Source organism: Citrobacter enshiensis (assembly GCF_029338175.1).
Classification (GTDB): domain Bacteria; phylum Pseudomonadota; class Gammaproteobacteria; order Enterobacterales; family Enterobacteriaceae; genus Citrobacter_D; species Citrobacter_D enshiensis.
This window is the reverse complement of the sequence record NZ_CP119862.1, coordinates 4,040,913-4,054,705: the sequence shown is the minus strand read 5'-3', so window position 1 is coordinate 4,054,705 and position 13,793 is coordinate 4,040,913. Positions and strand designations below refer to the sequence as shown.

Below are 13,793 nucleotides of genomic sequence, written 5' to 3'. Positions count from 1 at the left end.
TGGTAAATCAATCAGATCACAAAGAGTTCTGGTACGGCAGAATGTTCGAGCGCAGCATCTCTTGCGTGCCGAGGCCATAATTGGAGCTCAGGCCACGCAGCTCGATGTTAAAGCCGATCACGTTGTCATAGACAGACTCTTGTTTGTCACTATCCCAACCGTTCAGCTTACGTTCGTACCCGAAGCGCAGCGCATAACAGCAGGAGTTATACTGTAGACCGAGCATCTGGTCGGCAGCTTTATTCACATTGGTGTCATAGTAGTAGGCGCCAACAATGGACCACCGGTCAGCAATTGGCCAGCTTGCCACCATACCGACCTGATTAATCCCGTCTTTATACTGCGGGGCATTCCAGCGATTATCGCTACTATTTCTGGGCAATGTTGCCTGAATATATTCCGGGCTGGCATACCGGTAGTTCAGTTGCACCAGGCGATTTTCATCCCGACGGTATTCAATGCTGCTGCTGCTGGTAGCCACGCTGTCCAGACGCGTGTCATATTGCAGACCGCTACGTAAACCCCAACGATCGGAAATGCGCCAGTAGGTGTCGCCCGCCCAAACCAGTGAACCTGTTTTGTCATCATTCTCCCATTTTATGTTGTCATCGCCAGTGCGAGACTCCGTGAAATAGTAGATTTGACCCAGAGAAACGTTAAAACGTTCAACGGCAGCGTCATCATATACACGAGATGTGACGCCGGTCGTGACCTGGTTGGCGGAGGAGATACGGTCCAGGCCGCCATAAGTACGGTCGCGGAACAGGCCAGAATAGTCAGATTGCAGCAAAGACGAATCGTAGTTGTAGATACCGCTCTGGTCACGGAACGGGACATATAGGTACTGCGCGCGAGGCTCCAGCGTCTGGGTGTAACCCGGTGCAAAGGTGGCCATGTCGCGTTCAAAAATCATCTTACCGTCGACTTTGAACTGCGGCATCACGCGGTCAGCGGACTCATCCAGTTTTTCTGTGTTTAGCGGATTGTTGTTGTATGAATCCAGATTGGTCTGTTGGTAGTGGGTTGCCATCAACTTGGCTTCCGTATTGATACTGCCCCACTGATTCGACAACGGCAAATTGATGGTCGGTTCGATGTGCAGACGGGTTGCTTCCGGCTGATCGTCTTTGGAGTTAACAAAATGCACCGCCTGACCGTAGACACGCATATCAAAAGGACCGACGTCATTCTGATAGAGGTTAACGTCTAACTGTGGTTCTGCTGAGTAACTGCTGGTGTTCTGATCGCTAAAGACCTGGAACTGCTTGGTCGACACGGTGGCGTCAAAGTTTTCCACCGCGTAGCCAACGCTAAATTTCTGCGTCGCATAGCCGTCAGTACTGGAGCCGTACTTGTTATCGAAGTCATTGAAATATTGTGAGTCGCTGACCTTGGTGTAGTCAACGTTGAAACGCCACACCTGGTCCATGACGCCTGAGTGTTGCCAGTAGAACAACCAGCGGCGCGAGTTGTCATCTTTAGGATTTTCGTCACTATAGACATTATCGGAGTTCAGGTAGTCAAACTCCATCAAACCGGTACCCGCATGGGTGAGGTAGCGGAATTCGTTCTCCCACATAATGCCGCCACGGCGGTGCATGTAGTGTGGCGTGATCGTGGCGTCCATATTGGGCGCGATATTCCAGTAATACGGCAGATAGAACTCAAAATAGTTATTACTGCTGTACTGCGCATTCGGGATCAGGAAGCCTGAGCGGCGTTTGTCGCCAACCGGTAACTGCAAATACGGGCTATAGAAGACCGGAACAGGGCCGACTTTAAAACGGGCATTCCAGATTTCCGCCACCTGCTCTTCGCGGTCGTGGATAACTTCACTGCCCACCACGCTCCAGGTGTCAGCGCCGGGTAAACAGGAGGTAAAGCTACCGTTTTCAAGGATCGTATAGCGGTTTTCGCCACGCTGTTTCATCAGGTCCGCTTTACCGTGCCCCTGACGACCGACCATCTGATAGTCGCCTTCCCAAACGTTAGTATCTTTAGTATTCAGGTTCGACCAGCCTTTCGGCCCCTTCAGGATGACCTGGTTGTCATCATAATGGACGTTACCCAGCGCATCGACAGTACGAACGGGTTCGGGGAGCCCCTGGGCTTCTTTCTGATGGAGTTGCACCTCATCAGCCTGAAGACGGCTATTACCCTGGGCGATATCCACATTGCCGGTAAACACCGCGTCATCAGGGTAGTTCCCTTTGGCGTGATCGGCCGTAATGGTAACGGGTAACTCGTTCGTCTCGCCCTGCACCAGTGGACGGTTATAGCTCGGCACGCCCAGCAAACATTGTGAGGCGAGATCGGCTGCGGCGCCCTGCTGGCTATAAAGGGCGCTGGCAATCATGGTGGCCAGAAGAGTGGGAATACGTTTTTTCATACGTTGTATTTATTGTTCCATCATCGGTAGCGTTGCGCGTGACAAACGGTCAGAGACTAACGTACTCATCTTCACTGCGCTAGTGTTAATCCTGTCCGTTTTATACCCGCCGTCTTCCTGGCTGCATCGTTTTTGGCGGTACGTTATCGCCTTGTTGCAACTCGAAATCCAATGGATATAGCGTCTGTGGTGTTAGGCACGGCATTGAATGACAGGTATGATAATGCAAATTATAGGCTATGTCCCACAATTGACCGTAGCGTTCATTACCGTAAAAGCACCTTATATTGTGGGACATAGCCTCACTGACCGCGTAAAGATTTGGGGAGTCTATGCAGTACTGGGGAAAAATAATTGGTGTCGCCGTGGCTCTAATGATGGGCGGAGGCTTCTGGGGCGTGGTTTTAGGCCTGCTGGTCGGGCATATGTTCGACAAAGCCCGCAGCCGTAAAATGGCGTGGTTTGCGAACCAACGTGAGCGTCAGGCGCTGTTTTTTGCCACGACTTTTGAAGTCATGGGACACTTAACCAAATCGAAGGGGCGCGTCACCGAAGCCGATATTCATATCGCCAGTCAGTTGATGGATCGGATGAATTTGCACGGTGAATCACGTACGGCGGCGCAACATGCCTTCCGCGTCGGAAAATCAGACAATTACCCACTACGTGAAAAAATGCGCCAGTTTCGCAGCGTCTGTTTTGGGCGATTCGATCTGATCCGCATGTTTCTGGAGATTCAAATTCAGGCAGCGTTTGCCGATGGCTCTTTGCATCCGAACGAGCGAGAAGTGCTGTATGTCATCGCCGAAGAGTTAGGGATTTCCCGTACCCAGTTTGACCAGTTTTTGCGCATGATGCAGGGCGGGGCACAGTTTGGCGGCGGATATCAGCAGCAATCTGGCGGCGGATGGCAACAGGCGCAGCGAGGACCGACGCTTGAAGATGCCTGTAATGTGCTCGGGGTAAAACCTGGCGACGATGCGACGACGATCAAACGTGCCTATCGTAAGCTGATGAGCGAGCATCATCCTGACAAACTGGTGGCGAAAGGTCTGCCGCCGGAGATGATGGAGATGGCGAAGCAAAAAGCGCAGGAAATTCAAAAGGCGTATGAACTGATTAAGGAACAAAAGGGGTTCAAATAATCGGTGATGCCGGATAGCGATGCGTGGCACGCTATCCGGCATACAGACCGACATTAAAAATCTGCCGGGGCTTTAAACGTCATGCTGTTGCCGTACGCGGGATGAGTAATGGTCAGCATTTCGGCATGCAGTAATAAGCGTGGAGCCATCGCCAGTGCTTCCGGGGAAGCATAAAACCGGTCGCCTAAAATAGGATGTCCGAGTGCCAGCATATGTACGCGTAGCTGATGAGAACGCCCGGTAATCGGTTTAAGTACGACCCGAGCGGTATTATCCGCCGCGTAATCCACTACCTCATACCCGGTTTGTGCCGCTTTTCCCGTCTCATAACACACTTTTTGTTTTGGCCGATTCGGCCAGTCACAAATCAGGGGTAAATCGACCACCCCCTCGCTGGGCGCGGGATGCCCCCACACACGCGCAACATACTGCTTTTTCGGTTCGCGCTCGCGAAACTGGCGTTTGAGTTCGCGCTCAGCCGCTTTCGTGAGCGCCACTACAATCACGCCGCTGGTCGCCATATCAAGACGATGCACCGACTCTGCCTGCGGGTAGTCGCGTTGGATACGCGTCATCACGCTGTCTTTGTGCTCTTCCTGACGACCCGGCACAGACAACAAGCCGCTCGGCTTGTTGACCACCATAATGTGCTCATCCTGATACAGGATAACAAGCCAGGGATCCTTCGGCGGATTGTAGTTTTCCATTCCCATCTTTAGCTCCGTTATTGATGCGTGACGACAATAAGGCGCAACGCATCCAGGCGCCAGTTCGCCTGATCGAGGCTTTCAAGAATCTGCTGACGATTCGTGTCGATAGCCGTCAGTTCGTCATCACGGATGTTAGGGTTGACTGCGCGCAGCGCTTCCAGACGTGACAACTCTGCGGAGAGTTTTTCATCGGCTTCGCTACGCGCGGCGTCGATCAACGCACGGGCGGATTTTTCTACCTGCGCTTCACCCAATTGTAAAATCGCGTGGACATCCTGCTGAACCGCATTGACCAGCTTACTGCCCGTGTGACGGTTCACGGCGCTTAACTGGCGGTTGAAGGTCTCGAACTCGACCTGTGCCGCCAGATTATTGCCGTTTTTGTCCAGCAACATACGGACCGGCGTTGGCGGCAGGAAGCGGTTAAGTTGCAGCTGTTTCGGCGCCTGGGCTTCCACCACATACACCAGTTCAACCAGCAACGTACCGACCGGCAATGCTTTGTTTTTCAACAGAGAAATCGTACTGCTGCCGGTATCGCCCGACAAAATCAGATCCAGACCGTTACGGATCAGCGGGTGTTCCCAGGTCACAAACTGCGCATCTTCGCGCGACAGCGCCACGTCGCGCTCGAATGTAATGGTACAGCCATCTTCGGGTAAACCCGGGAAGTCCGGCACCAGCATGTGATCGGAGGGCGTCAGAACAATCAGATTTTCACCGCGATCGTCCTGATTAATACCCACGATATCAAACAGGTTCATGGCGAACGCGATCAAGTTGGTATCGTCATCCTGCTCTTCAATACTTTCAGCCAACTGTTGCGCTTTTTCACCGCCATTAGAGTGAATTTCGAGCAGACGGTCACGACCCTGCTCCAGCTGCGCTTTCAGTGCTTCATGCTGTTCGCGGCAGGATTTAATCAGCTCGTCGAAGCCATCGCTGTTTTCAGGCGCGGCCAGGAAGGTGATCAGATCGTTATAAACCGTATCATAGATGGCGCGCCCGGTCGGGCAGGTGTGTTCAAACGCATCCAGGCCTTCGTGATACCAGCGAACCAGTACCGACTGCGCGGTTTTTTCTAAGAACGGAACGTGGATCTGAATATCATGCGCCTGGCCAATACGATCCAGACGACCGATACGCTGTTCCAGCAGGTCCGGGTTAAACGGCAGGTCAAACATCACCAGGTTACTGGCGAACTGGAAGTTACGGCCTTCGGAGCCGATTTCAGAACACAGCAGAACCTGAGCGCCGCTGTCTTCTTCCCCGAACCAGGCGGCAGCGCGGTCGCGCTCAATAATCGACATGCCTTCGTGGAATACGGCGGCGCGAATACCTTCACGCTCACGCAGAACCTGCTCCAGCTGTAATGCGGTGGTGGCTTTCGCACAAATCACCAGCACTTTCTGCGAACGGTGACTGGTCAGGTAGCCCATCAGCCAATCAACGCGGGGATCGAAGTTCCACCATGTGCCCGTATCGCCTTCGAATTCCTGATAAATCTGCTCCGGGTAGAGCATGTCGCGGGCTCTGTCTTCCGCGCTTTTACGTGCGCCCATAATCCCGGAGACTTTAATCGCCGTTTGATACTGCGTTGGCAGCGGGAGTTTAATGGTGTGCAGTTCGCGTTTCGGGAAGCCTTTAACCCCGTTACGGGTGTTACGGAACAGCACGCGGCTGGTGCCGTGGCGGTCCATCAGCATGGAGACCAGTTCCTGACGGGCACTCTGTGCGTCTTCACGATCGCTGTTGGCGGCTTGTAGCAGCGGTTCGATATCCTGCTCGCCAATCAACTCGCCGAGCATATTGAGTTCGTCATTGCTCAGCTTATTGCCTGCCAGCAGCATCGCAACGGCATCCGCAACCGGACGGTAATTTTTCTGCTCTTCGACAAATTGCGTGAAGTCGTGGAAACGGCTCGGGTCCAGCAGACGCAGACGCGCGAAGTGGCTTTCCATCCCCAGTTGTTCCGGCGTTGCGGTGAGCAGCAGGATACCCGGAACGCGTTCCGCCAGTTGTTCGATTGCCGTATATTCACGGCTGGGCGCATCTTCGCTCCACACCAGGTGGTGCGCTTCATCGACAACCAGCAGATCCCATTCTGCGTCGCACAGGTGTTCCAGGCGCTGCTTACTGCGACGGGCGAAGTCCAGCGAGCAGATAACCAGTTGTTCGGTTTCAAATGGGTTATAGGCGTCATGCTGGGCTTCTGCGTAACGTTCATCATCAAACAGCGCGAAACGCAGATTAAAACGACGCAGCATTTCAACCAGCCACTGATGCTGTAATGTTTCAGGCACGATAATCAATACGCGCTCTGCCGCACCGGCCAACAATTGCTGATGCAGGATCATCCCCGCTTCAATGGTTTTTCCCAGACCGACTTCGTCCGCTAACAGCACGCGCGGGGCGTGGCGACGGCCAACGTCATGAGCGATATTGAGCTGATGCGGGATCAGGCTGGTACGCTGACCGCGCAGACCGCTCCACGGCATGCGATACTGTTCGCTCTGAAATTTACGTGCGCGATAGCGCAGCGCAAATCGGTCCATGCGGTCGATTTGACCGGCAAACAGACGATCCTGCGGTTTACTGAAGACCAGTTTACTGTCGAGCAGCACTTCACGTAGCATGACGCCCGCTTCTTCGCTATCAAGACGAGTACCCACGTAGGCAAGCAGACCGTTTTCTTCTTTTACTTCATCGATTTGCAACTGCCAGCCTTCATGGCTCGTAATCGTATCACCGGGATTAAACATCACGCGGGTCACGGGGGAGTCACTACGCGCATACAGACGGTTTTCACCTGTAGCCGGGAAAAGTAAGGTGACGGTTCGCGCATCCATCGCAACAACAGTTCCAAGTCCCAGTTCGCTTTCTGTATCGCTGATCCAGCGTTGACCAAGTGTAAAAGGCATATGTGTTTGGCTCTATATCTTTAATTGCAGGCAATAATCACCCACTGCCAGGCTAAAGTGGCAGCAGTGTTATATGGGTCCAGGAGTGGAAAGGGCGCTATGGTACTGGATGGCGGCGCGTTCGTCACGCGTCAAAATAACCCCAGTTGCCCAGTCAGTAGTGTAGCAAAATTATCATCAATAAAGGGAAGAATTCCTTCCGCCACAGGCTGTAGCTGGCGCGTCAGGTAGTGCTCGTAATCCAACTGTGAGTGTTGATAATCCACAGGTTCGGGGCCGTTTGTGGTCCACACATATTTTATGGTGCCGCGATTCTGGTATTGCGCAGGTCGTCCGCGCGCCAGGTTCTGCTCATCGGCGAGTCGGGCTGCGCGAACGTGCGGGGGGACATTACGTTGATATTCACTTAATGGACGACGCAGACGTTTACGATAGACCAGACGATCGTCGAGCTCTCCGGCCATCAGTTTATCAATGGTTTCCCGCACGTAATCCTGATACGGCTCGTTACGAAAAATACGCAGATACAGTTCCTGTTGGAACTGTTGCGCCAGAGGCGTCCAGTCGGTGCGTACCGTCTCCAGGCCTTTGAACACCATTCGCTGCGCCTCGCCTTCCTGAATCATCCCGGCGTAGCGCTTTTTGCTGCCGGTATCTGCCCCGCGGATGGTGGGCATCAGAAAGCGGCAGAAGTGGGTTTCAAACTCCAGTTCCAGCGCACTGGTCAATTGCTGTTGTTGCAGCGAGTGCGCCCACCACGCATTGACATGCTGCACCAGCGAGCGACCTATTTTCGCCGCGTCCTCTTCCGAGTGGGCGCCCTTCAGCCAGACGAATGTGGAGTCGGTATCGCCATAGATCACGTCATAGCCTTGTTCTTCAATGAGCGCTTTGGTCTGGCGCATGATCGCGTGGCCGCGCATGGTGATCGAGGAAGCGAGTCGGGGATCGAAAAAGCGGCAGGCGGTGGTGCCGAGCACGCCGTAAAACGCGTTCATGATGATCTTCAGCGCCTGCGAAAGCGGTTTATTACCGTGACGCTTTGCCTCGTCGCGCCCGAGCCAGATCTGGGTAACGATCTCCGGCAGACAGTGTTTTTCCCGCGAGAACCAGGCGTCGAGGAATCCTTCGGTACTGTGTGTGGGATCGGGCTGCGCCATGCCTTCCACAAGACCGACAGGATCAATGAGAAAAGTGCGGATGATTGAGGGGTACAGGCTTTTGTAATCCAGTACCAGCACAGAGTCATACAAGCCAGGACGAGAGTCCATCACATAACCGCCGGGGCTGGCTAAAGGCGGCACTTCCCCCAGATTTGGCGCAACATAACCGGCGCGGTGCATACGCGGAAAATAGAGGTGCCCGAAGGCGGCGACCGAGCCGCCGTGACGATCGGCGGGCAGGCCGTTGACCGTCGCGCGTTCCAGTAAAAACGGCATGATTTCCGTTTTGTGAAAAATCCGCGTGACCAGCTCGCAATCTTTCAGGTTATAGGTGGCCAGTGCGGGTTTATCTTCGGCGAAACGACGGTCAATTTCGTCCATGCGATCCCAGGGATTGTCGATGGATTTCCCTTCACCGAGCAGCTCCTGCGAAACGGTCTCCAGAGAAAATGAGGAGAAATTCCAGAACGCGGATTTCAGCGCTTCAATGCCGTCGATAATGAGTCGTCCTTTTGCCTGAGCGAAGAACACCCCGTTTTTAAAGCCGTGCTCGCGCCATTCCAGTTCTGTCTTCTCGCGCCCGAGACACAGAGGAATGCGATAGCGTTCAGCATGTTTTTGCAGGACGCGTAAATCGAACTGCACCACATTCCAGCCAATGAGCACGTCAGGATCATGTTCAGTAAACCAGGCGTTGAGTTTTTCCAGCAACAGAGGGCGGCTTGCCACATATTCGAGCTCAAAATCCAGCCCTCCGGCATCGCCATTCTCCGGACCGAGCATATAAACAGTACGTTGACCGCAGCCTTCCAGACCAATGCAGTAAAGCTCGCCGTGGCGATTGGTTTCTATGTCCAGCGACACCCATTTTAATGGCGGTCGATAGGGCGGATTGGGTTTCAGGCGCGCATTTACGATGGTGCCATGATGGGGGTCGCCATCGACCCACACCGGAGAGGTGATAAACCGCTCCATCAGATAGCGTTCCGGCGGGCGTACATCGGCTTCATAGACCGTGATGCCGTTTTCTTTCAGCCGTTTTTCCAGACGCATGAGCTGTCGATGGGAGCGGCAATACAAACCTGAAACCGGCTGGCGGTGAAAATCACGCAAATTGAGCGGCGCGATACGATAGCCATTTTCAGCGCTTAACAGTGAAGTGGCGCGGGGAATTTGATCGGCGGGGATAAAGGCCACCGACTCCTGCGGCGCGAGCGTGACCTGCAGCGGGCCGTTGTCCGTCGCCAGCCAGAATGAGACTTCCGTTCCCTGCGGGGTATCCCGCCAGTGCCGGGTTAAAATAAAACCTGCCTGCGCCACGCTGTGTACCCATCAAAAAAACCAGGCGTTATTATAGCCTGGTTTAGGTGATTTTGCTGTGGTTTTATACAGGTGTCATTCCAGTGAAACGTGGCGACACCGGGCGGGTTTTTTACTGCCCGTAGTAGGCTTTTGCGCCATGCTTGCGCAGGTAATGCTTGTCCAGCAGTGTCTGTTGCATATCCGGCAGTTGCGGTGCGAGCTGGCGGCAAAAGATCCCCATATAGGCCACTTCTTCCAGCACAATGGCGTTGTGTACGGCGTCTTCTGCCGTTTTTCCCCACGCAAACGGGCCGTGGGAGTGCACCAGCACACCGGGCATTTGTGCTGCATCAATCCCCTGTTTTTCAAAGGTTTCGACGATCACGTTGCCGGTTTCCCACTCGTATTCGCCGTTGATTTCCGCATCGGTCATTTTACGGGTGCAGGGAATGGCGCCATAGAAATAATCGGCGTGGGTCGTTCCCGTGGCCGGGATTGACTGACCCGCCTGCGCCCAGATGGTGGCGTGGCGTGAGTGGGTGTGAACGATTCCGCCGATTGTCGGCAACGCCTGATACAGCAGTCGGTGGGTTGGCGTGTCGGAAGAGGGTTTCTTCGTACCTTCAACGACGTCTCCGGTGGCGATGCTCACGACCACCATATCATCAGCGGTCATCACGCTGTAATCAACGCCGGAGGGTTTAATCACGAATACGCCGTGTTCCCGGTCGACCGCGCTGACGTTCCCCCAGGTGAGGGTGACCAGATTGTGTTTCGGTAGCGCCAGGTTGGCTTCTAACACCTGGCGTTTGAGATCTTCTAACATGTTGGCTCCTGTGTGCCGGATGACGCTTCGCTTATCCGGCCTACAAGAGCGTAGGCCCGGTAAACGCAGTGCCACCGGGCATTCCGATACGACGCTTAGCGTTTAAAGGCGTAATAAACCTCGTTCCAGCGCAGCGCATCCTTAAAGGCAGGCAGGCGGGTATCGTTATCGATCACGCTGATTTCGATGTCGTGCATTTCAGCGAACTGGCGCATGTCGTTCAGATCCAGCGCATGGCTGAAGACGGTGTGGTGCGCGCCACCGGCGAGGATCCAGGCTTCGGATGCGGTCGGCAGGTCGGGTTGCGCTTTCCACAGGGCGTTGGCCACCGGCAGTTTCGGGAGGTCGTGCGGCGTTTTTACCGTGTCGATGCAGTTAACCAACAGACGGTAACGATCGCCCAGATCAATCAGGCTGGCGACGATCGCCGGACCCGTTTGGGTATTGAAGATCAGGCGGGCTGGGTCATCTTTACCGCCTATGCCGAGGTGCTGCACATCGAGGATCGGTTTTTCCTCCACGGCAATAGAAGGGCACACTTCCAGCATATGCGAGCCGAGCACCAGATCGTTGCCTTTCTCGAAGTGATAAGTGTAATCCTCCATAAAAGAGGTGCCGCCCTGCAGACCGGTTGACATCACCTTCATGATGCGAAGCAGGGCGGCGGTTTTCCAGTCGCCTTCGCCAGCAAAGCCGTAGCCTTGCTGCATCAGACGCTGTACGGCGAGACCAGGAAGCTGTTTCAGGCCGTGTAAATCTTCAAACGTGGTGGTGAAGGCATGGAATCCGCCTTGCTCCAGGAAACGCTTCATGCCCAGCTCAATGCGCGCCGCTTCACGCACGTTTTGACGTTTGTCGCCGTGGATCTGGGTGGCTGGAGTCAGGCTGTAGCTGCTTTCGTACTCGTCGATGAGCGCGTTAATGTCACCGTCGCTGATGGCGTTGACCACCTGCACCAGATCGCCCACCGCCCAGGTATTAACGGAGAAGCCAAACTTGATCTGCGCAGCCACTTTATCGCCGTCAGTCACCGCCACTTCGCGCATGTTATCGCCAAAACGGCACACTTTCAGATGACGGGTGTCCTGTTTGGAGACGGCATGGCGCATCCACGAACCAATACGCTCGTGTGCCTGTTTGTCCTGCCAGTGACCGGTGACAACGGCGTGCTGCTGACGCATACGTGCGCCGATAAAACCGAACTCGCGGCCGCCGTGTGCGGTCTGGTTCAGGTTCATAAAGTCCATATCAATGCTGTCCCACGGCAGAGCGGCATTGAACTGGGTGTGGAATTGCAGCAGCGGCTTGTTGAGGATCGTCAGACCGTTGATCCACATTTTGGCCGGGGAGAAGGTGTGCAGCCACACCACCATACCGGCACATTTGTCGTCATAATTGGCGTCGCGGCAGATGGCGGTGATCTCATCCGGGCGCGTACCCAGCGGTTTGAGGACCAGTTTGCACGGCAGTTTGGCTTCGGTATTCAGTGCTTTTACGACGTGCTCGGCATGTTGAGTCACCTGACGCAGGGTTTCAGGACCATACAGATGCTGGCTACCAATCACAAACCACACTTCATAATTATCAAAAATCGTCATTGTCGTGTCCTTAATGAGTCAGGGTTGCCTGAGTTTCCGGGGCTTTTGGCGCCGGGGCGGCAGTCGGGAGATAGTGTTGTTCAGCGCTTATCGCCCACTGCTGGTAGCGACGATAAAGCTGTTCAAAACGTTGGGCCTGTTCCGGGCGAGGTTGCAGTGTGTGCTCGACTGCGCTCGCCATTTTGTCCTGCGCGGCAGGAATGTCGGCGTGTACCCTCGCGGCGACGGCGGCAAAAATCGCTGCGCCGAGTGCGCAACATTGATCGGAGGCAACAATTTGTAATGGGCGATTGAGCACGTCGCAGCACGCCTGCATAACGCTGACGTTTTTACGCGCGATACCGCCGAGCGCCATTACGTTATTGACCGCAATGCCTTGTTCGGTAAAGCATTCCATGATGGCGCGTGCGCCAAAGGCCGTGGAGGCGATCAGGCCGCCAAACAGCGCTGGCGCGTCGGTGGCGAGGTTCAGATCGGTAATCACCCCTTTCAGGCGCTGGTTGGCGTTTGGCGTGCGGCGGCCGTTAAACCAGTCGAGCACCACAGGCAGGTGATCCAGCGACGGATTTTTTGCCCACGCTTCGGTCAGTGCGGGTAACAGCTGTTTCTGACTGGCGTTGATCTGATCTTTCAGCTCAGGATGCTGAGCGGCAAGCTGTTCCAGCGGCCAACTGAGAATGCGACCGAACCAGGCGTAGATATCGCCAAAGGCGGATTGACCGGCTTCCAGGCCGATAAAACCGGGCACCACGCTGCCGTCGACCTGCCCACAAATCCCTTTCACCGCACGCTCGCCGACGCTGGCGTTGTCCGCAATCAGAATGTCGCAGGTGGACGTCCCAATCACTTTCACCAACGTATTTGGCTGTGCGCCAGCGCCAACGGCGCCCATATGGCAGTCAAACGCGCCGCCAGAAATCACCACGCCTTCCGGCAAACCGAGGCGCTGCGCCCACTCGGCGCAGAGCGTTCCAACGGGAATGTCGGCAGTAAACGTTTCGGTAAACATCGGATAAGACAAGTGGCGGTTAAGCAGCGGATCAAGTTCGTCGAAGAAACTGGCGGGGGGGAGTCCTCCCCAGCTTTCATGCCACAGTGATTTGTGTCCGGCGCTGCAGCGGCCGCGGCGAATATCCTGTGGGCGGGTGGTGCCGGAAAGCAGGGCGGGCACCCAGTCGCACAGCTCAATCCATGAAACGGCAGCTTGCGCGACGGTGCTATCCTCGCGGGTGACATGCAGAATTTTGGCCCAGAACCATTCGCTGGAGTAAATACCGCCAATGTAACGGGAGTAATCAACCTTGCCCGGCGTATGACACAGACGGGTAATCTCTTCCGCTTCTTCCACCGAGGTGTGGTCTTTCCACAGCACAAACATCGCGTTTGGGTTGTCGGCGAACTCCGGGCGCAGGGCGAGGACATGACCGTCGGCATCAATGGGGGCCGGTGTAGAGCCGGTGCTGTCAACGCCAATCCCAACTACCTCTGCGCGCTGCGATGCGCTGAGTTCAGCCAGGACGGTTTTCAACGCGGATTCCATCGACTCAATGTAGTCGCGCGGATGATGGCGGAACTGGTTATTCGGACCGTCGCAATAGCGCCCTTCCTGCCAGCGTGGATACCACTCTACGCGGGTGGCGATCTCTTCGCCGGTGGCGCATTCCACCGCCAGCGCTCGTACTGAATCACTGCCAAAATCGAGGCCAATTGCAATCGCCATCGTCTTACTCCATCCAAAA

Annotated in this window: 8 protein-coding genes; 1 reads left to right on the top strand and 7 read right to left on the bottom strand. The window is 55.0% G+C overall.

What is annotated here, in order from left to right:
* Positions 1-16 precede the first annotated feature (16 nt).
* Complete coding sequence (gene lptD / locus P2W74_RS19255) at positions 17-2,389, bottom strand: LPS assembly protein LptD (protein ID WP_276292868.1); 2,373 nt, start codon at positions 2,387-2,389, stop codon at positions 17-19.
* Between the two features lie 332 nt (positions 2,390-2,721).
* Here lptD and djlA point away from each other — a divergent pair, with 332 nt between their 5' ends.
* The gene (djlA, locus tag P2W74_RS19250) at positions 2,722-3,534 is read left to right on the top strand and encodes a co-chaperone DjlA (RefSeq protein ID WP_192611052.1); all 813 of its coding nucleotides are present in this window, start codon (positions 2,722-2,724) and stop codon (positions 3,532-3,534) included.
* A gap of 53 nt (positions 3,535-3,587) precedes the next feature.
* Here the strand turns inward: djlA and rluA are convergent, their stop codons facing one another.
* The 6 genes from rluA to araB form a co-directional block, all read right to left on the bottom strand.
* A complete protein-coding gene (gene rluA / locus P2W74_RS19245; RefSeq protein ID WP_276292867.1) occupies positions 3,588-4,247 on the bottom strand; it encodes a bifunctional tRNA pseudouridine(32) synthase/23S rRNA pseudouridine(746) synthase RluA in 660 nt (219 codons plus the stop codon).
* An 11-nt stretch (positions 4,248-4,258) separates the two neighbouring features.
* A complete protein-coding gene (gene rapA / locus P2W74_RS19240; protein ID WP_276292866.1) occupies positions 4,259-7,165 on the bottom strand; it encodes an RNA polymerase-associated protein RapA in 2,907 nt (968 codons plus the stop codon).
* Positions 7,166-7,296: 131 nt separating this feature from the next.
* Positions 7,297-9,648, bottom strand: a complete 2,352-nt coding sequence (gene polB, locus P2W74_RS19235) for a DNA polymerase II (RefSeq protein ID WP_276292865.1) — start codon at positions 9,646-9,648, stop codon at positions 7,297-7,299.
* Positions 9,649-9,760: 112 nt separating this feature from the next.
* Positions 9,761-10,456: an L-ribulose-5-phosphate 4-epimerase gene (araD, locus tag P2W74_RS19230; RefSeq protein ID WP_276292864.1), complete on the bottom strand. Its 696-nt coding sequence runs from the start codon at positions 10,454-10,456 to the stop codon at positions 9,761-9,763.
* Positions 10,457-10,551: 95 nt separating this feature from the next.
* The gene (gene araA, locus P2W74_RS19225) at positions 10,552-12,054 is read right to left on the bottom strand and encodes an L-arabinose isomerase (protein WP_276292863.1); all 1,503 of its coding nucleotides are present in this window, start codon (positions 12,052-12,054) and stop codon (positions 10,552-10,554) included.
* Positions 12,055-12,064: 10 nt separating this feature from the next.
* Positions 12,065-13,774: a ribulokinase gene (gene araB / locus P2W74_RS19220; protein ID WP_276292862.1), complete on the bottom strand. Its 1,710-nt coding sequence runs from the start codon at positions 13,772-13,774 to the stop codon at positions 12,065-12,067.
* Positions 13,775-13,793: the final 19 nt, after the last annotated feature.

What these genes read in the sequence shown, in the direction of transcription:
- lptD (WP_276292868.1), bottom strand. Translation starts at nt 2,389, where the DNA reads ATGAAAAAACGTATTCCCACTCTTCTGGCCACCATGATTGCCAGCGCC.
- djlA (WP_192611052.1), top strand. Translation starts at nt 2,722, where the DNA reads ATGCAGTACTGGGGAAAAATAATTGGTGTCGCCGTGGCTCTAATGATG.
- rluA (WP_276292867.1), bottom strand. Translation starts at nt 4,247, where the DNA reads ATGGGAATGGAAAACTACAATCCGCCGAAGGATCCCTGGCTTGTTATC.
- rapA (WP_276292866.1), bottom strand. Translation starts at nt 7,165, where the DNA reads ATGCCTTTTACACTTGGTCAACGCTGGATCAGCGATACAGAAAGCGAA.
- araD (WP_276292864.1), bottom strand. Translation starts at nt 10,456, where the DNA reads ATGTTAGAAGATCTCAAACGCCAGGTGTTAGAAGCCAACCTGGCGCTA.
- araA (WP_276292863.1), bottom strand. Translation starts at nt 12,054, where the DNA reads ATGACGATTTTTGATAATTATGAAGTGTGGTTTGTGATTGGTAGCCAG.
- araB (WP_276292862.1), bottom strand. Translation starts at nt 13,774, where the DNA reads ATGGCGATTGCAATTGGCCTCGATTTTGGCAGTGATTCAGTACGAGCG.